At 61.1% G+C, this 20,411-nt stretch carries 11 protein-coding genes, 2 rRNA genes, 1 other RNA gene and 6 pseudogenes (1 of these 20 cut by a window edge); 11 read left to right on the top strand and 9 right to left on the bottom strand.

The window, feature by feature from the left end:
- The 3 genes and pseudogenes from J5I97_RS16915 to J5I97_RS16905 all read left to right on the top strand — a co-directional run.
- A 23S ribosomal RNA gene (locus J5I97_RS16915) occupies positions 1-1,731 on the top strand (it extends 1,150 nt beyond the left edge of the window).
- Positions 1,732-1,901: 170 nt separating this feature from the next.
- Positions 1,902-2,016: ribosomal RNA gene (gene rrf / locus J5I97_RS16910) — 5S ribosomal RNA — on the top strand.
- A 207-nt stretch (positions 2,017-2,223) separates the two neighbouring features.
- Positions 2,224-2,343 (top strand): annotated as a pseudogene (locus tag J5I97_RS16905) (IS5/IS1182 family transposase); the annotation flags it as partial.
- Positions 2,344-2,353: 10 nt separating this feature from the next.
- On the opposite strand, the pseudogene J5I97_RS16900 reads toward J5I97_RS16905, so the two are convergent.
- A pseudogene (locus J5I97_RS16900) lies at positions 2,354-2,464 on the bottom strand (3-oxoacyl-ACP reductase); the annotation flags it as partial.
- Between the two features lie 199 nt (positions 2,465-2,663).
- On the opposite strand from J5I97_RS16900, the pseudogene J5I97_RS16895 reads away from it, so the two are divergent.
- Positions 2,664-3,598, top strand: a pseudogene (locus tag J5I97_RS16895) (IS3 family transposase); the annotation flags it as partial.
- 126 nt (positions 3,599-3,724) lie between these two features.
- Here the strand turns inward: J5I97_RS16895 and J5I97_RS16890 are convergent.
- Entirely contained in the window at positions 3,725-5,311 is a 1,587-nt protein-coding gene (locus J5I97_RS16890) for an SDR family NAD(P)-dependent oxidoreductase (RefSeq protein ID WP_208587757.1), read from the bottom strand.
- A 360-nt stretch (positions 5,312-5,671) separates the two neighbouring features.
- On the opposite strand from J5I97_RS16890, the pseudogene J5I97_RS16885 reads away from it, so the two are divergent.
- Both J5I97_RS16885 and J5I97_RS16880 read left to right on the top strand, forming a co-directional pair.
- A pseudogene (locus J5I97_RS16885) lies at positions 5,672-5,916 on the top strand (SPFH domain-containing protein); the annotation flags it as partial.
- Positions 5,917-5,957: 41 nt separating this feature from the next.
- Positions 5,958-6,231: pseudogene (locus J5I97_RS16880) on the top strand (hypothetical protein); the annotation flags it as partial.
- Here J5I97_RS16880 and J5I97_RS16875 read toward each other — a convergent pair.
- From J5I97_RS16875 to J5I97_RS16865, 3 genes are all read right to left on the bottom strand, one after another.
- Positions 6,204-8,528 carry a S9 family peptidase gene (locus J5I97_RS16875; RefSeq protein WP_208587756.1) on the bottom strand — a complete coding sequence of 775 codons (2,325 nt, stop codon included), beginning with the start codon at positions 8,526-8,528 and terminating at the stop codon, positions 6,204-6,206. The pseudogene J5I97_RS16880 and the gene J5I97_RS16875 overlap by 28 nt on opposite strands.
- Positions 8,529-8,809: 281 nt before the next feature.
- Entirely contained in the window at positions 8,810-9,901 is a 1,092-nt protein-coding gene (locus J5I97_RS16870) for a DUF1615 domain-containing protein (protein ID WP_208587755.1), read from the bottom strand.
- A gap of 208 nt (positions 9,902-10,109) precedes the next feature.
- The gene (locus J5I97_RS16865; RefSeq protein ID WP_208591801.1) at positions 10,110-11,039 is read right to left on the bottom strand and encodes a class I SAM-dependent methyltransferase; all 930 of its coding nucleotides are present in this window, start codon (positions 11,037-11,039) and stop codon (positions 10,110-10,112) included.
- Between the two features lie 170 nt (positions 11,040-11,209).
- On the opposite strand from J5I97_RS16865, the gene J5I97_RS16860 reads away from it, so the two are divergent.
- A complete protein-coding gene (locus J5I97_RS16860) occupies positions 11,210-12,085 on the top strand; it encodes a DMT family transporter (protein ID WP_208587754.1) in 876 nt (291 codons plus the stop codon).
- Between the two features lie 32 nt (positions 12,086-12,117).
- On the opposite strand, the pseudogene J5I97_RS16855 reads toward J5I97_RS16860, so the two are convergent.
- Positions 12,118-12,360, bottom strand: a pseudogene (locus J5I97_RS16855) (transporter substrate-binding domain-containing protein); the annotation flags it as partial.
- A 142-nt stretch (positions 12,361-12,502) separates the two neighbouring features.
- Here J5I97_RS16855 and J5I97_RS16850 point away from each other — a divergent pair.
- The gene (locus J5I97_RS16850) at positions 12,503-12,721 is read left to right on the top strand and encodes a hypothetical protein (RefSeq protein WP_208591800.1); all 219 of its coding nucleotides are present in this window, start codon (positions 12,503-12,505) and stop codon (positions 12,719-12,721) included.
- Positions 12,722-12,866: 145 nt separating this feature from the next.
- Here the strand turns inward: J5I97_RS16850 and J5I97_RS16845 are convergent, their stop codons facing one another.
- Entirely contained in the window at positions 12,867-14,639 is a 1,773-nt protein-coding gene (locus tag J5I97_RS16845; protein ID WP_208587752.1) for an expansin EXLX1 family cellulose-binding protein, read from the bottom strand.
- 358 nt (positions 14,640-14,997) lie between these two features.
- Here J5I97_RS16845 and cycA point away from each other — a divergent pair, with 358 nt between their 5' ends.
- The gene (gene cycA / locus J5I97_RS16840) at positions 14,998-16,374 is read left to right on the top strand and encodes a D-serine/D-alanine/glycine transporter (RefSeq protein WP_208587750.1); all 1,377 of its coding nucleotides are present in this window, start codon (positions 14,998-15,000) and stop codon (positions 16,372-16,374) included.
- 229 nt (positions 16,375-16,603) lie between these two features.
- On the opposite strand, the gene xopV is transcribed toward cycA, so the two are convergent.
- On the bottom strand, positions 16,604-17,635 hold the full coding sequence (gene xopV, locus J5I97_RS16835) for a XopV/AopV family type III secretion system effector (protein ID WP_238135566.1): 1,032 nt from the start codon (positions 17,633-17,635) through the stop codon (positions 16,604-16,606).
- A 244-nt stretch (positions 17,636-17,879) separates the two neighbouring features.
- Between xopV and J5I97_RS16830 the strand changes: the two genes are divergently transcribed.
- Both J5I97_RS16830 and J5I97_RS16825 read left to right on the top strand, forming a co-directional pair.
- On the top strand, positions 17,880-18,791 hold the full coding sequence (locus J5I97_RS16830) for a CorA family divalent cation transporter (RefSeq protein WP_208587749.1): 912 nt from the start codon (positions 17,880-17,882) through the stop codon (positions 18,789-18,791).
- Positions 18,792-18,858: 67 nt separating this feature from the next.
- A non-coding RNA gene (locus J5I97_RS16825) (sX9 sRNA) lies at positions 18,859-18,934 on the top strand.
- A gap of 406 nt (positions 18,935-19,340) precedes the next feature.
- Here the strand turns inward: J5I97_RS16825 and J5I97_RS16820 are convergent.
- The gene (locus J5I97_RS16820) at positions 19,341-20,036 is read right to left on the bottom strand and encodes an AIM24 family protein (protein WP_208587748.1); all 696 of its coding nucleotides are present in this window, start codon (positions 20,034-20,036) and stop codon (positions 19,341-19,343) included.
- Positions 20,037-20,411 lie beyond the last annotated feature (375 nt).

The following is a 20,411-nucleotide window of genomic DNA, read 5'->3' as shown; positions in this document are numbered from 1 at the left end:
AAAACTTGTTTTATGCGCGGTAGAGGAGCGTTCCGTAAGCCTGTGAAGGTAGATTGAGAAGTCTGCTGGAGGTATCGGAAGTGCGAATGCTGACATGAGTAACGATAATGCGGGTGAAAAGCCCGCACGCCGAAAGCCCAAGGTTTCCTTGCGCAACGTTAATCGACGCAGGGTTAGTCGGTCCCTAAGGCGAGGGCGAAAGCCGTAGTCGATGGGAAGCAGGTTAATATTCCTGCACCTCGCGTGAGTGCGATGGAGGGACGGAGAAGGTTAGGTGTACCGGGCGTTGGTTGTCCCGGGGAAAGGCAGTAGGTTTGAATCTTTGGCAAATCCGGGATTCTTCAAGACCGAGCACCGAGACGAGCCTTTATGGCAAAGTCACTGATACCACGCTTCCAGGAAAAGCTTCTAAGCTTCAGCTCACGAAGACCGTACCGTAAACCGACACAGGTGGGTAGGATGAGAATTCTCAGGCGCTTGAGAGAACTCGGGTGAAGGAACTAGGCAACATGGCACCGTAACTTCGGGAGAAGGTGCACCCTTTTTGGTGGCTCATGCGAGCTATAGCTGAAGAGGGTCGCAGAAACCAGGCCGCTGCGACTGTTTATCAAAAACACAGCACTCTGCAAACACGAAAGTGGACGTATAGGGTGTGACGCCTGCCCGGTGCTGGAAGGTTAATTGATGGGGTCAGCCGCAAGGCGAAGCTCTTGATCGAAGCCCCAGTAAACGGCGGCCGTAACTATAACGGTCCTAAGGTAGCGAAATTCCTTGTCGGGTAAGTTCCGACCTGCACGAATGGCGTAACGACAGCGGCGCTGTCTCCACCCGAGACTCAGTGAAATTGAAATCGCTGTGAAGATGCAGCGTTCCCGTGGCAAGACGGAAAGACCCCGTGAACCTTTACTATAGCTTTACACTGAACGTTGAGTTCGTCTGTGTAGGATAGGTGGGAGGCTATGAAGCTGTGGCGCTAGCTGTAGTGGAGCCATCCTTGAAATACCACCCTGTCGTGCTTGACGTTCTAACCTAGATCCGTTATCCGGATCAGGGACCGTGTATGGTGGGTAGTTTGACTGGGGCGGTCTCCTCCTAAAGAGTAACGGAGGAGCACGAAGGTACGCTCAGCGCGGTCGGACATCGCGCACTGTGTGCAAAGGCATAAGCGTGCTTGACTGCAAGATCGACGGATCAAGCAGGTACGAAAGTAGGTCTTAGTGATCCGGTGGTTCTGTATGGAAGGGCCATCGCTCAACGGATAAAAGGTACTCCGGGGATAACAGGCTGATACCGCCCAAGAGTTCATATCGACGGCGGTGTTTGGCACCTCGATGTCGGCTCATCACATCCTGGGGCTGTAGTCGGTCCCAAGGGTATGGCTGTTCGCCATTTAAAGTGGTACGCGAGCTGGGTTCAGAACGTCGTGAGACAGTTCGGTCCCTATCTGCCATGGGCGTTGGAAGTTTGAGAGGGGCTGCTCCTAGTACGAGAGGACCGGAGTGGACGAACCTCTGGTGTTCCGGTTGTCACGCCAGTGGCATTGCCGGGTAGCTATGTTCGGAAGCGATAACCGCTGAAAGCATCTAAGCGGGAAGCGCGCCTCAAGATGAGACTTCCCGGGGCACAAGCCCCCTAAAGGAACCATGTAGACTACGTGGTTGATAGGTCAGGTGTGTAAGTACAGCAATGTATTGAGCTAACTGATACTAATGATCCGTGCGGCTTGACCATATAACCTCAAGTTGCCTTGGTCCCAACGAACGTTGGTAGATCATCAAATGCAAGCTACGTCACGAGTTAACTATGCGAGACGAGCGCCGTATGCGCTTCAACGCAAACGCTTGCACCTAATGTGCAAACGCTTGTTGCGAAGCAAAAACTGGCGACTCTCCAAACGTCTCCCTGGTGAAATTAGCGCTGTGGAACCACCCGATCCCATCCCGAACTCGGAAGTGAAACGCAGCTGCGCCGATGGTAGTGTGGCTCAAGCCATGCGAGAGTAGGTCATCGCCAGGGGCTTTACCCGAAACCCTCCATCCGTAACGATGGAGGGTTTCTTCTTGACCGAAAGGTCATGTCGCCATCGATGGACCAGGCCGAGAACCCGATAAGTCGTCGTCCCTGAAAAACCCTCAACATCCAATCACCGCAACGCTTTATAGGCCGCACAGGCGTGCCAGCACTGCCAGTGTGCTTCATGGCTGGCCTGCTGTATCTGTGGATGCACGCCAGTTCAAGCGGATGCGGCGCATCCTGCGACGTCAACGCACAGGGCTGGCACGGGGCGTGCGCGACATCCAACGCAAGCTCGATCAGGTAAATACGGGCGTGCGCGAGCGCATCGCGGCCATCACATCGACATCCGGGCCTGCCAGCTTGCGTTGCCGTGTCCGGAGCCGTTGTTGATCACCAAATCCAAACCATCAAGCGCATGTGCGGCGGCCTGCACATAGGCTTCGATCTGCGCGAACCCGCATTATCGAACAGCGAGTTCACGCTGGTGTCGATCATGCCACCGCGCCTGCTGCGCAAAGCTGCGTTGCCTGAAGTCGTGGAAGGCCGGCGACAGCACTCTGCTGCGGTTGCGTACGCTGTCATGGTTCTGCAATGCGCTGCGCGCCTGGCCTGCAACACAAGCCTCATCACTAACAGCGATCAGCTGAAACGTCCGGCTGAAGAAGTTGCTGGCCGAGCAGCTGTTCGAGAACGACCTGATCTAAGGATGCGCTGCGAAAAAAGTGGTGAGCGCACCGGCGCGTCGTGCGCTGGTGCGCGAGTGGATGGGGCGTGGCGCCAGCGAGCGTCGCGCCTTGGCGGCGATCGGCATGAGCGCCAGTGCGCTGCGCTATCGCCCGCGCGAAGACCGCAACGTTGAGCGACGCGAGCGCATTCTTGCGCTCGCGCATCGCCATCGCTTGGGATGATCTATCTCAAACTTCGCCAGGAAGGACGCATCGTGAACTACAAGCGTGTGGAGCGGCTGTACCGCGAGCAGCAGCTACAGCTCCGGCGTCGCAAACGCAAAAAGGTGCCAATAGGAGAGCGTCAGCCGCTGCTGCGGCCATCGCAGGCCAAACGGGTGTGGTCGATGGACGTCGTGTTCGACCGCACCGCCGAAGGTCGGGTGATCACGTGTCTGGTGATCGTGGACGACGCGATACACGAAGCGGTCGCCATCGAGGTGGAACGCGTGATCTCCGGACACGGGGTGACGCGCGTGCTGGATCGGCTGGCGGACAGTCGCGGATTTGCCGCAAGTCATCCGTACCGAGCGCGAAGCCTGCCCTCGGGGCACAACGGCAAGGAGTTTTGCGGCAAAGCCATGGTCGCTTGGGCGCATGCCCGTGGCGTGCAGTTGCGACTGATCCAACCCGGCAAGCCGAACCAGAACGCCTACGTCGAATCGTTCAACGGCCGACTACGCGACGAATGCCTCAACGAGCACTGGTTCCCGACGCTGCTGCATGCACGCACCGAGATCGAACGCTGGCGACGCGAATACAACGAGGACCGACCCAAGAACGCAATCGGCGGCATGACACCGGCTGCGTATGCCCAACATCTGGCTAACACCGATAGCATTACCCCCGGACTCTAAACCCGGCCGCTACTCAGGACGGGGGGGCGTCGCACCTACAAAGGAACCGACTGTTGCGCGATTTCAGCAGCGCGCGCTTCGCACCATTGGTGCGCTTCTGCCGAAACGTTTGGCTACCGATACCGCTCACCAATCCGTCGGTGCATAGTCTTTTAAAAACTGACCCCACACATGCTCGCCGGTGCTGGCGCCGTGGATGATCGGGTCGACGATGCGTGCGGCGCCGTCGACGATGTCCAGCGGCGGGTGAAAGCGTTCCTGCTGGACCTTGAGCGCCGCAATGTCCGCCGGGTCTTCGTCGGTGACCCAGCCGGTGTCGACGCTGTTCATGTGGATGCCGTCGTTTTGATAATCTGCTGCCGAGGTGCGCGTCATCATGTTCAACGCGGCCTTGGCCATGTTGGTGTGCGGGTGGCGGGTTGTCTTGAAGTTGCGGTAAAACTGCCCTTCCATCGCCGAGACGTTGACGATGTGTTTGTCGCGCTCGGGCGTGCGCAGCATCAGCGGCTTGAGGCGCGCGTTGATGATGAACGGCGCGATGGCGTTGACCAGTTGGGTCTCCAGGAGTTCCACCGAAGGCACTTCATCCAGCAGCAGGCGCCATGAATTGCGGCCGCGCAGATCGACTTGTTGCAGGTCCTGATCCAGCCGACCTTCCGGGAAAAGGTGCTGTTGACCCACCAGTTCGTCGTCGAGCAGTGCCAGCTGCGATAGCTCGGCAGCGCGGGTAAGGCCGTCGGCGCCGTCGAAGCGGCGACCATGTGCGGCCAGCAACGCAGTCGCCGAGGCATCACGCAGCAGTTCGGGAATGCGCAGGCCTTCGTAGTGGCCCACCAAGTTGCGCACCGTCTCCGGCAATTCATGCAGTGCGGCGCTCTCGCCGGCCATCATGTGCGCGTAGAACTGCGGCGGGCGGCGCACGGTCTGGCAAGCGTTATTGATGATGAAGTCCAGGCGCTCGCGCGTGGCCAGCAGCTGCTTGCAGAACGCTTCCACGCTCGGCGTGTGGCGAAGGTCCAGGCCGAACACCTGCAGACGATGGCCCCAATCGGCGAAATCCGGCTCCTGCGCGTAACGCGCGGCCGAATCACGTGGGAAACGGGTGGTGACGATCAATTCAGCGCCGGCACGCAGCAATTTCAGCCCCGCCTGATAACCGATCTTGACCCGGCCCCCGGTCAGCAGTGCCGCACGTCCACGCAGGTCTGCGGTTTCGGTGCGCTTGAAGTAGTTCAGCTCCGCGCAGACCGGGCACAGTTGGTCGTAGAAGTGATGCAGTTGGGTGAACTTCTGCTTGCATACATAGCAGTGGCGCAGCTCCGGTGAATGCGTCGGCTCAGGTGCGGCAGCAGGGTCCTCGCCGTTACGCGCGTCGTGCAGGCCAGCGGCATGCGGCGGGAAGAAGTTCGGCGTGCTGAATACCGGTTTGCGCCGCAGTGTGCGAATGCCGGTCTGTTCAAGCAACGCTTCGGCCTTACGTACTTTTTCCTGATGCCGCTCCCGCTCGCGCTGCTTAAGCAGCTGCCGCCGCGCCTTCGGCTCGGGGTGATAGATCTTGGCGACAACCTGGTGCAGGCGCACGCGGTCGGCCTCGGGCAGCGCTTCGAGCAGGCTGTGGTCGGCGTTGATCGCCTCCAGCAGGTCCAGCGCGGTGCGCAGGCGGTCAGTCAGGGGCAGGTCGTCGGCGGTCGGGGGCGGGACATTGGTGTTCAAGATAAATCCGAAAAGAGCGATAGAAAGCGAGGCGAACGCAGCGTGCGGCGGATGGTAGGCCGCGATGGAAAGTGAAACCAATGACCTCAATGCTCTGGACCCTGCGGCCGTATGCCGGAGCACGGCAGTGCGGTCATTTTCGCCGATCCTTGGGGATTGACGCCAATGGCATGTCAAGGCAGGTCGCAGCCATGACCACTCCGATGCAGCAGGTGCGTCTGCCCGGGACGTGTGGGCGCGCCAGGGCCAACTTTCTGCGCGCGGCGCGAAGGCTTCTGAGCGAGTGTTCCATGCCTCTGAACGTGCTACCAGCGGGATGCGCCTGGATTGCGCGCAGCCTGGATGCGAGCGCCCCAAGGATTGTTGCAGCAGATGAATCTCACCGCTGCGCAGCAACAGCGGGTCAAGACCTTGGTGGAGGCGACGACTGCAGAGCGGCAGCGCGAGCAGGGACAGGTGGCCAAGACGGATGCCGACAACGCATACCGCAACCGCATGGGCCCGATTCGTGAGCAGTCAGATCGCCGAACTCAATGCTGATGCCTGCAAGAAAGCGCAGGCATGCTACATGGAGGCGGTCCGGCACATCGGTAATTGCCGAGTAGCGTGCAGTTACGGCCAACTGCAAGGCGGCAAGCGTGTTGTCTTGCAGGGTGACTTCTACTTCGCCGATTCGTCCTCAGCACGGCAGCAACGAAAATGCCAACGGATTGACCCGGAAGCACTTGCCACGCTACACCGACTTCAGCACGATCTGCGACCCGCATTGACGATGGATCGAGCAACGGCTCTGCAACCGCCCGCGCAAGATACTCGGATTCAAAGCCCACCTCGACGTCTTCTCCGAGGCGCTCATCAACAGCTCAGAGTTGAATTCGCTGCGAAGACCGGCTCAGTTCTTCGGCATCGGCTTCATCTGATATTCCGCCGGCGGCGTGGCTCCAAGCAGGTATTGCACGAAGTAATCCCAGCGGCGGCGTGTGACATACGGGGTGAGGTCGCCGTAGCCGTGCTTGGCGTTGGGCAGCATCAGCATGTCGAAGTTCTTGTTGGCCTTGATCAATGCATCGGCTACCAGCAAGGTCAGATACGGCGGCACGTTGTCGTCCAGGGTGCCGTGCACCAGCATCAGCTTGCCTTTGAGTTTGCCGGCATGCGCGGCATTGGCCTGGTCATCGTAGTTGGAGGTACCGTCTTTATTGACGATATGTGCGCCGTGATACTTCTCTGCCCAATCGTCTTCGTAGCCACGGTTGTCGTGGTTGCCGCTCTCCGACCAGGCGACATTGAAGAAGTCCGGGTAACGCAGCATGGCGGCGGTGGAGGCATTGCCGCCGCCGGAATGGCCCCAGATGCCGGCTCGGCTCAGGTCGATCCATGGATAACGCTGACCAAGCTCCTTCAACCCGGCGACCTGGTCGGGCAGGGTGTTGTCGCCCATGTCGCCGTACCAGGTGTCGTGGAAGCTCTTGCTACGCCATGGCGTGCCCATGCCGTCGATGGCGATCACGATGAAGCCCAGTTCGGCCAGCGATTGATTGTCGCCATGGCCGGCGAGGAAACTGCGACCACGCACCGAGCCGGTCTGCGGGCCGGGGTAGATGTAATCGATGACCGGGTATTGATGCGTCGGGTCGAATTGCGTTGGCTTGAACATCAACCCGTACAGCGTGGTTTTGCCATCGCGTGCCTTGACCGTGATCGGCTCAGGCGGCACCCAGCCGGCGGCCTTGAGGCGGGTGATATCGGCAGTGGCAATGGTGCTGACGCTGCGTCCGTCGGCGGCATCGCGTAGCAGCGTGATCGGCGGGTTGACCGTGGTGGAGTAGGTATCGACAAAGCGTGCGCCGTCGGGCGACAGCGCGATGGTGTGATTGGCCGGTTCGGGGGTGAGTAAGACCGGCGCACCGCCGTCCAGGCTCACTTTCCACAGCTGCTGGTAGTACTGGTCCACGCCCGGGCTGCGGCCGACGCCGACGAACCATGCAGTGCGTGTCACCGGGTCTACGCGCAACAACTCGGTGACGTTGCCCCCGCCGGTGGTGATCGCGCGCTTGGGTTTGCCGGTCGCTAAATCGTAAAGATACAACTGGCCCCAGTCGCTGCGTTCGGAAAACCACACCGCCTCGTTGCTGCCGGGTAGATACGCCCAGTTGGCGGCGACCTGACCGCTTTCGTAATAGGTTTTGGCGGTTTCGTCGAAGGCGGTGCGTACCTCGCCGGTAGCGACATCGGCGATGCGCAACCAGACCTGTTTGTGGAAGCGCGAGGTAGACACGAACGCCAGTGTCCTGCCGTCCGGCGCCCACTTCACATCGTCCCACAGGCCCGGCGAGCAACTCACGTCGTCGCACAACGTGGAGCGGTGCTGGTCGGGCGGCAATTTCAGGCGCAGCACGCTGCGCGTGGGCACGTCGATGACGACGCGCTCGATCGTGGTCACGTCCTTGTCGCCGGCCAGTGGGTATTTCCAGGACTGCAGTTCCGGATGCCCGAGCTTGGTGCCGACCAGATACATGTCGCCAGTCTTGCGTTGGTCCTGCTGGAAGGTGGCGATTTTGCGCGAATCCGGCGACCACGCCACGATGGCGTTGTCGCTGTGCTGCCAGCCGGCGTTGTCGGTGGCGTAGCCGAAGTTCTCCACGCCATCGCGGGTGAGCTGGGTTTCCTGGCCGCTGGCCAGGTCGCGCACCCATAGGTTCCAGTTGCGGATAAAGGCTTCGCTGCGCTTGTCCGGCGACACCACGCCCGGTTCTGGCTTGTCCTTCGCATAGAGTTTGCTGCAGCGCGCACGCGCATCGCAGACCACCGCGGTGTCGCGGAGAGTGAGGCGGTAGCGGCCATCGGCGGTGAGTGCGATGGCGGGAACGAACGTGTCGGCCTTGAGCGGTTTGTCGCCGGTCTTCAGCAACGTGTTGAGCGAGGCCAAAAGTGCGGACTGCTTGAACAGCGGCGCGGTGTTGCCGGTGGTTGTGTCCAACTGCAGCAGACGGTCGCTCTTGGCATCGTGATCGACGTAGATCACGTGCATGGCGTCCAGCCAGGCGATGTGCGTAGCGGCATGATCGACCAGCGGTTGCGCGGCGTAGCTGGTCAGGCGTTCGGCACGCGCGTAGTCGGCTTCGGTGACGCGGGGGGCTTGCGCGCTGGCGATGGCCGGCAGAGTGGCCAGGACGATGGTGGCGAACAGGTGCCGCATCGGCGACAGGGTGGGCATGTAGAACTCTCCGTGGCGAAAGGCGCGCGCAACTGCGGTCTGCGCGACCGCCTGATGCTATCCGGTGAGTTGGGGGCGTGCCTCTGCCGGAAGTCGTGTTATTTGCAGTCTTCTACGCCGTGCTTGCAGACGCGTCGGCCCGTGCGTGAGGCCTGTGGCCGAGAACGTGGCAGCTCAATCGCGCCGGGGCGCCCGGCCGAAGTAGGGCATGTGTCATCGGTGCGTGTTCATGGCAGGCGTGTCGAACGTCCACGGACGGGCACACGCATGCGTACCGTCACTCACTTCCCCATGCAGCGTTTCCAACGCTCGTTCACCCGCTGCGCAAACCAGGCAGTGGTGAGCGTGCGGGTGATCTTGGGGCTTTCCAGCGTGATGCCGGGCAGCACCGCGCGCGGCAGCGGTTTGCCGGCGTTGCGCTCGGCCAGCGCGAACACTTGGCGATACAGATCGGTCTGTTCGAATTCGGTCGTATTGCCGGCCTCCAGCGCACGGCGAATCTGGCGTTCGTCCATCGTCAGCTGGCCGCCCAATGCGCGCGCGGCACGTTCGGTGCCGCCGGGTGCATCCAGGTTGGCGCCCGGCGTGAGCAGGTCGCCGTCCAGGGGAAGCGCGATGCCGCTGGCCTTGCTCAGCGCGGCCTGGAAGGCGGCGTTGCGGCTGGCATACCAACCGGCATTGAAATCGGCAAAGCGATACAGCAGTGCGTCGTAGTTGGCCGGGTAGCCAAGCAGATGCTTGGTGCCGAACCACATCCCGCCACGGCGACTGAATACCGCATGGCGAATCGAGTCGCCGGGCGGATACGGATAACCCTCGGCGTGCTGCTCGGCAAACGCGATGCTCACCTGCATCGGCCCTGCGGTGTGCACGGGATTGAGCCCGTCCAACAGGCGCGCGCCCAGCGGCACGCTGCCGGTGACGTCTTCGAAAATGCGGCTTAGCTCCTGCTCGGTGCGTGCGGCGGCGATTCGCGTGGCATAGCTGCGGCCATCCGGCGAGTCGATACGCAAGGCGGCATCGACCATGAAACCGGGAATGTGGTGTGCGTTGGCGCGGCGCTCGATCTCTGCGCGCGAAATCTTGCCCAGGTTGGGTACCACGGGGTTGGCTTGGTAGGTCGACTCCTGCTCGGTCACCGCGAGCACCGCGCAGATGTGTTCGGGGCTGGCATCGAGCGACTGCGAGGATAACGCCACGTACACATCGTTGGCCCAGCCGGCGCGGTCGGTGAGCGTGGCCGGCAGGCGCCGCGCGATGTCGGCCTTGACCGCGTCCGGAGAGCGCTGCGGCGGACGCGGTGCCTGGGTGGCGCAGGCCGACAGCAGGGCGACGGCGAACAGTGTGAGCAGGCGGGGCAGGGATGAGGTCATAGCGTCTCCAACGATCCAGGGGCGGCAGCGACCGTGCGGCAGTTTACGTGGCTTGCCTGGAGTGCCTTGCGTGGACTGGCGCGCCGGGCAGCATTAACAGCGAGTCCAGCAGTGAAGCGGTAAGACGGATGCTCAAGTAACGTCCATGTCGAAAGCGGGGCAGTATCGCAGCTCCGTCTGCTGCGGCTAAGTTCGGTCTATCAGGCGATCACCGCCGCACAGGCAGCGTCGCAAGCACGCCATCCAGCGCCAGTTGCGTGGCGAAACCTGCTTTGCCTAGACGCTTGCTCACCTCGTTGGGCACATCGCGTCCGCTGGTGAGTTTGTTGGGCGCGCCGGTGTAGTGGAACAGTCGCCCGCCACGGCGCAGCACCCGCGCCAGTTGATTGTAGAAGACCTGCGAATACAGTTCGCCAGCAATGCCGAAGCGCGGTGGATCATGCAGGATGGCATCGACCGAATCGTCGGCAAGTGTGGCGATGTGCTGCGAGATATCGGCATGGTTCAGCTGCAGGCGCCCGCCAGCAGCGGCGTCCTCCGGATCCGGCGACCATGGGTTGAGCGTGCGCAGCCACAGCACATCTGCGTTCTTTTCGAACGCGTGTACTTGCGCGACGCCTGCCTCCAGGCAGCAGGCCGCGAAGTAGCCCAGGCCGCTGCAGGTATCCAGCACGCTCTTGCCGCGCGGATCCACTAGCGCCACCTTGCGGCGCGCATCTTCGAAGGGCGACAGTCGCGCCGACGGCAGCATCTTGATGCCATCGATCTCGAAGGTCGGCGCGCCCCATTTGGTGGGCACCAGCTTGATCAGCGCACCGCTGAAGCGCGAGATCGGCGCGAAATCATCACCGTCCCAGAAGTACAGCGTGCGGTCCTTGAGCTTGCCCGGATACGGGTAACCCCTGCCGCGCCATTGCCAGGTCTGCACGTCGAGTTGCGCGGTGCCGGTGCTGCGGCCCAGGTCCAGCGAACCGGTCCATTGGGCAAGGCCACTGCCGCGCGCGGCAAGCAGCGCTTGGGCATCGGAGAGTATGAGCAGGGGACCGGAGTAGTGAGGCACGGCTGGCAGATCTGTGTGCGGGCGCGGGGATGGCGCAACGCCGATGCAAGGATGGGACCGGCATCGTAACCGACCCATTGCGTCTGGGCATCTGGTGGTCATCGGGTGTTGCGTTCGGGCCGTCAGCGCGCTCGGCAGCCAGATCTGGATCCACGCCGCGGCGTTCCGCTGACACACGCCGCACCGCATACTCGGCGCTGTCCGTATCGACACCTCGTCCGATCGGCGTCAACCGCGGAGTGTCGGCAATGCTGAAGGGGGTGTTATTGGGGTTCGCCTGTTATGCGGCCTATTCGATCAGCGATGCGTTCGTGAAGCTGCTTGAAGGCACGCTACCGGTCTACGAAGTACTGTTTCTCGGCGCGTTGTTGATGCTGGTGGCGTTGCCATTTTTGAAGAAGCCGGACGACCAGCTGCGCGAACTGGTGATGGCCAGGCAACCCAGTCTGTGGCTGTTGCGTGCGCTCACCGGCGCCATCGGCAATCTGACCTCGGTGGTTGCCTTCACCACCTTGCCGATGGCCGAGGCATTCGCGTTGATCTTTTTGATGCCGATTTTCGTCACTGTGCTGTCGGTGGTGTTTCTCAAGGAAAAAGTGCAATGGCGGCGTTGGTCGGCGGTGATCGTCGGCTTTATCGGCGTGCTGATCGTGTTGCGGCCCGGCTTTCGCCATCTCACCCAGGGCCATGTGGCGGCGATCGTGTGCGGCCTGGTCGGTGCGATCTCGGTCATCACCCTGCGCATGGCTGGCCACAGCGAAAAGCGCTTGACACTATATGGCGCCGGCGTGGTCGGCCCGCTGGTGATGGGGGGGATCATGATGTTGCCCACCTTTGTCTGGCCCACGCTGTACCAGTGGGGCTTGTTGGCAGGCTACGGTTTGCTCGCTGGCCTGGCCGCGATCTGCCTGATGCATGCCACGCGCATGGCGCCGGTCAGCGTGGTCGCACCGACGCAATACAGCCAGATGTTGTGGGCGATCGCGTTCGGCTATTTGCTGTTTCACGATAATCTGGATTGGCCGATGGCAGTGGGTATTGCGCTGATCTTGGGCGCAGGATTGTTCACGCTGGTGCGCGAAGAGCAAGTGTCGCGTTGGTGGCGGCGGACCAAGATCGTTTGAATTGCGGCGCGATGCACCGCGGAAAAGACCTATTTGCTGTATTGCAGCGGCTGCTCGGGTGCTATCGCGCATAGGCCGGGCAGCCGGGCCTGCTGGTATAGCGCCTCGCAGGTATCGGTGATCATGACGTCTGCGCGCTTTTCCAGCAGCGTCCGGAAAATCGTCGTGTTGTCGGCAAACAGGCGCAGAGTCGCGTGCGGCAATTGGCGCTTTGCGAACGCTTCGTTGGTGCCGCCGGGTGGCTCGATCGCACGGACTTCAGGTCGATTTATCTGCGCGTTGTATAGCCAGTCGGTTTTGATGCGCTTCGGTACATGCCCGTCAACAAAATGTCAGGGCAAACGCATGCAGGCTCACGGTGCGATAGCGCTGCGCGACCTAGCGTTAGCGCACCAGTTGAACGCATCGGAGTCATTCATGCATCGCAATCCACGCACTGCTCGCCCAATGACAACCTCCTCTAGTGCAGGTGTGTCGGCACACGGAACGCCCGATCCTGACACCAACGAAGAAGAGATTCCGTTGGAAGAGCAGGAGCCGCAGCAAGGTGGCCTCAGCGAGGAAGTTGGTAATTTTGAACAGGACGATGATCAGGCATTGCCCGGTCGTGTTGGTGGTGGGCTTGCTGGCGGTTGAAATAGATGCGGGTGGCACGCGTCGTGCTGCGTCGGGGGCTTGCCGACGCTCGATTGCCGTACCCTCCATTTTTCTCCAAGACCAACGTCCCGTGATTTGAGAGTCTGAAAGATTCTTTAAGAAGGTTAGATGGCGCGTAGTCATGTCACGGAAACTGCACATGGCCGGGTTCGAAATATGCCGCCTTGTTGCCATCATCCGGCAGCGCAGGAATCGTGTCGAAGATGGTTTTGCCACGGATATCGGTGATACGAATGGACAAGGGTTGGTTGCCGAGCTGCTCGCCGAGAAAGTGGTTGTAATCCATTTTCTGCAAGTTCTTCCAGGTGCTGCCTTGCTTCACTTCAAACTTGATGACCGGGTAGGCGTGATTGCGTACCTGGATCGCTGCCCACCAGCGTGAGCTGCCTTTCTTGATGCTAAATTGCACGTTGCCGGTGATCGGCGCGCGTACCACTTTCCAGCTGATCGGGATGCGTCCTTTCGCCATGTCGCCGATTGCGGCAAAGGCGTTATGCGACAGGTCAAGGCCACCGGAGGCACCTTCCGGATAAAGGTCGGTGACATACACGGTGGTCTTGCCTTTGGGACCGGTCACTTCCAGATACGCGCCGGCGAGTGCGGCTTTGACGCCACCGAAGTTCAGCTGGGTCGGATTGAGTGCAGTGATGAACGCCGTGCTCGGAATCGGATCCAGTAATAACGCGCCACCAGAGTAACCTGATCCTGTGTAGGTCGCGGTGCCGCTGAAGGTTCTGTCCCAGGTTGTCGCCTTGCTCAGATCCGTCGCGATTGCGCTTTTTGTAGATATGGGGGCGGAGGTGGTTCCCGAAAGCCCCCAAGCCTGATGCAACACCTGCAGCTTGTTGGCACGCGGGGTGCCGTCGCCTGTGAGCAGGCCGCCGTTATTGGCATTGCCCACTTCCCAACTGCCCAGAAACGCACTGCGCAGACCGCTTGCGGCCAAGTAACTGCTCAACGCATTTTGCCACGCGAGATCGCGCGGATCACCGTCACCCAGACCGCCACCGATGCTGACCGGCAGCACCGCGTGATCGGTTGCAAATTGGCCAAAGTCGCGCTGCCACGTTGCAGGTAAGGCGCGCGCGAAGTCGGATGCTGCAAACGCATCTGCAGCATCGCGATCTGGGCCGGCCAGCTTCGGCATCAACACCAGTTGCTTGGCGGCAATACGCAGCGGCACGCACGCAAGCGGTTGCAGATTGCTACCCGCAGCCTTGCGCGCCGAGTCGCTGCACACCGGGTTGTTGCCCACGCCCTCCACGCCCACCACCCAGCGCGGTGCCTGCTTCAGCACGGCAGTTGCCGCGCGCGAGGCAACGCGATTCCAATCCACATCTGCCGCGGTTCCCGCCCAGTTGGCATTGCGGTAACCGCTACTGCCCAGGTCGATGCCGATCACGCCAGCGTTGTCGCCGTAGCGGCGTGCGAGTGTGACCAAGCCGCTGGTCCATGCCTGCTGCTGCGTGCCTAGCTGCGGCGAGTTCTCATCGCAGCCGGCATCGGCGAATGCGAACATCACCTGCATCCCGCGTTGGGTGCTTGTGCGCACGACCGCATCGAGCACTTGCAGAGACCGCAAGCCGCGCAGCGTCGGATCGCCTGCGACATCGGCCGCAGCCACAGGCCTGGCTTGCAGAGTCGCCGCACAGACCGGGACACGCAGCGCATTGATCTGCGATACCTGCATCTGATCCAGCAACTGCTGCAACGTGTTGCTGCGCAAGCCGGTCGCCACCATCGCCGCACGATCGAAGCCGGGCCAAGTCACACCACGGATCTGGAGCGTCTGGCCGCGCGCGTCGACGAGTCGCCCCTGTGCATCGACCTGCACGGCCAGCGCGGTGGCCGGGGCCAGCAACGCCAAGGCGAGCAGTAACTGAGTACGTGAGTACATGAGAGCCTTCTTTAAGGAATGGGGTAGCGCAGGAAACCAGCAATCGCCCTGGGCGGTCTGTGCGCGCAGTCATGGAAGCGAGCTGGACCATTGAGATGTTGGCCACGTAAGCGGCTGCTCTGGAATTGGGATCGCTGTGTGCGCGATTCGATCTCGACGGAACCCAATGCTTTGACACCGGTACCTCGCGTCGACGCAGATGCCAATCGCGCCGGCACGGACGCACCACGGTGGCGCGAGCGGGCCACCATGCGCAGGCGCATCCACCGGCCTGCCCGGCGCGGCAGCGCAAACCCCTGGTACAGGCTGCCGCGATCTCGTATTTTTGATAGCTTATTTACTTGCCGGTGCCGTGCCCATGTCTGACCCGTCCGCGCCCGATCATCTGCAACGCAGTCTCTCCAATCGCCACCTGCAGTTGATCGCAATCGGTGGCGCCATTGGCACTGGCCTTTTCATGGGTTCGGGCAAGACGATCAGTCTGGCCGGGCCGTCGATCCTGTTCGTCTACCTCATCATCGGCGCGATGCTGTTCTTCGTGATGCGCGCCATGGGCGAGTTACTGCTGTCCAACCTGGAATACAAGTCGTTCATCGACTTCTCCACCGATCTGCTCGGACCGTGGGCCGGGTTTTTCTGCGGGTGGACGTACTGGTTCTGCTGGATCATCACCGCCATTGCCGATGTCATCGCGATCGCGGCCTATGCGCAGTTCTGGTTTCCGGGATTGGCACCATGGATTCCGGCCATGCTGTGCGTGCTGTTGCTGCTGAGCTTGAACCTGGTAACGGTAAAGGTGTTCGGCGAGATGGAATTCTGGTTTGCGCTGATCAAGATCGTCGCCATCGCTGCGCTGATCCTCACCGGCGTCGGGCTGGTGGCGTGGGGGTTCCGGTCGCCATCGGGCAACGTGGCCTCGCTGTCGAATCTGTGGAACGACGGCGGCATGTTCCCGATGGGCATCGGCGGTTTCTTCGCCGGGTTCCAGATCGCGGTGTTTGCGTTCGTCGGCATCGAACTGGTCGGCACTACCGCTGCGGAAACCGCAGACCCGCGCCGCAATCTGCCCAAGGCAATCAACTCGATCCCGGTGCGCATCCTGGTTTTCTACGTGCTGGCACTGATCGCCATCATGGCGGTGACGCCGTGGCGGCAAGTCGTGGCCGACAAGAGCCCGTTCGTGGAGTTGTTCGTGCTGGCTGGCGTTCCCGCTGCGGCGAGTCTGATTAACTTTGTGGTGCTGACCTCGGCTACCTCGTCGGCCAATAGCGGCATCTTTTCCACCAGCCGCATGCTCTACGGTCTGGCCGAACAACAGCATGCGCCGAAGGGCTTGGCCACGCTCTCGCGCGCGGCGGTGCCTGCCCGCGGCCTGCTGTTCTCCTGCCTGTGCCTGCTACTGGGCGCGATGCTGGTGTATCTGATCCCTAATCTGGTTACCGCATTTACATTGGTCACCACTTTGTCGGCAGTGCTTTTCATGTTCGTGTGGTCGCTGATCCTGTGCGCCTACATCGCATATCGCCGCAAGCGCCCGGAGCAGCACGCGGCCTCGGCGTTCAAGATGCCCGGCGGCGTGTTGATGTGCTACGTGTGCCTGGCGTTCTTCGCCTTCGTCATCGTGCTGCTGACCTTGCAGCCCGACACGCGCCAGGCGTTGCTGGCCAGCCCGGTATGGTTTTTGATTCTGGCGATCGGCTACCGGGTCAAGTCGCAGCCCGACCCGGTGCGTTGATTTCTTTGCGTGCCGATCAAGCATGCGATGAGGCGTGGCACACCCCACGTCCGCGTCGCAGCATTCCGCGTCGCTGCAGCGATCCTGTGCGAGCGCGTGAGGTGGCCGCGCTCTTTGCGCAATCGCCACTGCTCAGGCGCAAGTGGGTGCCATTGGATCAGTTCGTGGATGGACCGAATCCAATGTCCTGGGCACCGTGCCTGGTCGCGCTTGTCGCCGGTGCGGCCTTTTACGATCGATCGGGTCGATTTTGCAGCGCGACAGGCTCTTTTTTTATCCATTCCACTTTCACTTCCAAGCCGTACTTTGCGAAGATGGAGGCGACCATCTCAAGGTGTTCAAGGATGCGGTCCTCGTACTCACTAAAACGGCCGGAATCGTTATTGATGCACAGCTTGCCGTCTTTGTTGTAATAAAGTGTGCCGCAGATGCGGGATTCGGGTATCTGGCGATTGCTTTGCCAGGGCTCTTTCCATGTTTGACCACCGACGAGAGTGACATGACCTTGTGCGAATGGCTGTTTTTTTTTGCGTGCTGACTTGGTTGTCATCGGCTCATCCAATGGCACGCCCGGATGCGTCTCGCCGATGACCAGACTGAAATTCTTGGTGATGTTCCATTTGTATTCGACGCGCTTGTTGCGTAGATCGTCTAGCCGCAGGCGCTGCGAGAGCGGCACTTTCGAAGCTGCAGGGTCTGTCTCTGTCTGTGCATGGAAGATCGGCGTGCTCATAATGCGCTCGACCTCTTCCTTGCTGATATTGTATTTCGCAGCCAGGGCAGCAGCATCGCTGGAATGCGCGTCTTTCAGCGCCGGGGCGGTTGACACGAACAGGCGAGTCGGATTGATCTTCACCCGTGCCTGGCCGTTGCCGAGATTCTCTATTTCCTGCTGTTGGATCGGCGTTCTGTGCACGATACCGTCGTCAGTCTTGAGCAGCTTTCCGCGTGCCGGCTGGGAGCTGCCAAATAGCGTATCGAAGCGTTTTGTGTCTATTGAGAACTCCGGTGCCATCGCTTGGGCTGAATTGGTTCGGCGCAGGCGTGGCAAGCTGTCGGGCGAGAACTCCAGTGCTATGGCTTGGGCTGACTTGGTGCGGCGCAGGCGTGGCAAGCTGTCGAGCGGCCCGTCGGGACGCGTTGCGCCACGTTGGTGGACTGGGAGATCGTTCGATAAATCGACGCCATTGGTCGCTGCGTGTGTCGTCGGGGAGACCGATGCTGCGTGTATTGCCGGAGAAACGATAACCGAGGGTTTCATGTGATTGCTCCAGGGGTGCGAGAGTGCACTGTCGAGCAGATCTCTGCAGCTGGGCTGGCACAATGCCGAACTGATGCGGCAGTCGGCGAAAGTGGCGCAGGAAGAAAGGCGATCGGTACTAGGGATCGTTGGGTTTACGGGCAACACCGGCTGCAGCGCCAAGCGCTGTCTCGCCTGCGCCGGCGTTGACGGCGGATTGGACGCGGAGGATGCTCGCTATCTATTCGTAATCAAATCCTTACGCATGATCACGATCCACACGATTGCCAGCACTCACCAAACGCAGGGCTGTTGGGTCGACCTGTGCCAGCCGAGCACGCAGGAGCTTGCCGAAGCGGTCGAGCGGGTCGGGTTTGCGCTGCCCGATCGTGCGGCCATTGGCGAGATCGAATTCAGCAGCCGGGTGCGCCGGCAGGGCGAGGTGCTGTTTCTCAACGTGCCGCGGTTCCAGGACGACGACGGCCCGACCGCGCCGCTGGGCTTTGCGCTGTCGCCGACCATGCTGGTGACCCAGCACGAGCAGCGCATCGGCTCGCTGGAGGCATTGGCCGCGCGCCTGGAGCACGCGCCCTGCCACAGCTCCGACGACCTGCTGCTTCACATGTTCGATCAATTGGTGGGGCGTCTGGCAGACCGGCTGGAAGCGCTCGAAGCCGAAGTTACCGAAACCACCCGGCAAGTGTTCGACAACCCGCACAAGACCAAAGATCTGGAGCGCATGCTGCATCAGGTCGGTGGCATGGGCCGCCGCCTGGGCGGGCTGCACAACGCCGGGCAAGGCATGCTGCGTCTGGTCACCTATCTGGATGGCGCCACGCCGGAGTGGTTCGGCACCGATGCGGCCAAACGCATCGGATCGCTGCACAAGGACCTGACCATCTTGAGCGAATTCGAGCAGCACATGGACGACCGCATCGAGTTCTTGCTCGACAGCGTACTGGGCATGATCAACATGGACCAGAACAACGTGATGAAGGTGATGGCGGTGGCATCGGTGGTCGGCATTCCGCCCACGGTGCTGGTCGGCATCTGGGGTATGAACTTTGCCTACATGCCCGAGCTCAAGGGGCACCACGCCTACTTCTGGGCACTGGGCGTGATTGCGCTGAGCGTGGTGATTCCGTTGGCGTGGTTCCGCCGACGCGGTTGGGTATAAGAGTGGCTAACAAAACTACTGCGCAGTCGCCAGATCCAGGTGGGTGCGGACGGTGCTCGGAATCTGCATGTACCACTTGCACACTGCGGTTCCTCAGCGCCGTGCGCACCCATTTGGCGACTGCTTGCTAGGTTTTGTTAGCCAATCTAAAGCGATTTTTCGTAGACGTCAGGCAAATCCTCAACAAGGTTCGACTGGACTGACTGACTCGAATTTCTGATCCGGGAAGATAATGCCGTACACGTGCCCCATGATCTTCGCGATACGATCTATTCGCTTTGCAAGACGGGGTGTGGCTGGTGGCCTGCAGATGCGACTGGCTCTCTTCGATTCGATCTGAACTTACGTAATGCCAGTGGTCCGACTCTTCGCAACTGCAAGTCCACTGTGGGTCTTGCGATTCCATCAGTACAGCAACCGTAACGATCATACAGACCAAATCAGGCTTGGTATCAGGACTGACCGGGCAGTCTTCTTCATCGTGCCTGACAGGCTCTGGAGATCGGTATGTCGCCTAGCCACACAACCGCGCAGCTGGCCACACTTACATCAACTCTTGGCTTGAAAGCTGGCTTCTTCGTAAGGCTGCACCACCACCCAGCCTTCGCCGACGAAGCGCATTTGTAGGCTTTCGCCCGAGCCGCGGCCGAACAGCGTGCCGATCGATACGTCGGTGACCAGCTCCGGGGTCAGCGTGCCCGACCAGGCCACGGTGGCGTTGGGGTCGGTGAATACCGGGCCGCTGGCGGCGGCGACCGGAAGCGTCAGTGGTTCGTAGTGCGAGGTGATCGCCACGATGCCGTGGCCGCTCAGGCGCACGTTGAACAGGCCGCCCGACAGCATGCCGGCCACTTTGCGCATCATCGTGATTTTGTGCTCGACACCGGATTCGAATGCCAGCACATCGTTGCCGTTGACGAAGATCGCCTCGCCATTCAAGCGTAGCAGCGTGACCAGCTTGCCGAGATCGGCCAGATATACACGGCCCTGTCCTTCCGCCTTCATCAGCTGCATGCCTTCACCGCTGATGGCTTTCTTCAGCAGATTGCCCAGTCCCTGTTCCAACAGTCCCTCACGAGTGAACTTGACGTTGCCAGTGCGCGCTACCATGGCGCCTGCCTTGGACCACACCATGCCGCTGAGGCGCACTTCCAGCAGATGCGGGTTTTCCAGTTCGAACCGATCGGAGCCGACGTCCTTTTCCTTGGAATGGGCGAGAAATTCGTTGAGCGTGCGTACGGCCATGGTTCCGTCCTGAGTCTTGAAAGAGTGCGCATGATACGTGGCGGCCTGCGCCCCAGCAGCCCATGCAAGCGGACGCGTGCTGCCTGAGCTGGCCGAAAGTCGATGCCGCAGTGCACGCCATGCCTCGATGCACCACAGGCCGCTTCAGTTGCAGCAAGACGCGAAAAGACCAAGACGCGAAAAGACCCTTGAGTGCGATTCCCCCCCGGCAAAAATGTGGCGACGAGCCATCGCGATCTACGCGTTTTGGTGGAGTGGCCCGCGGCACATCGCACGACCGACTGCGCGCACGCCACGCGCGGCGCAGTCAGCGCATGGGATGCTTGGCGTCAGCGATTTCTACATCTACCGCCAACCGCTTGCGACGACTTGCAT

The organism is Xanthomonas fragariae (assembly GCF_017603965.1).
In the GTDB taxonomy this organism is placed as follows: domain Bacteria; phylum Pseudomonadota; class Gammaproteobacteria; order Xanthomonadales; family Xanthomonadaceae; genus Xanthomonas; species Xanthomonas fragariae_A.
The sequence above is the reverse complement of the archived record's forward strand: the minus strand, read 5'-3'. Positions and strand labels throughout refer to the sequence as shown.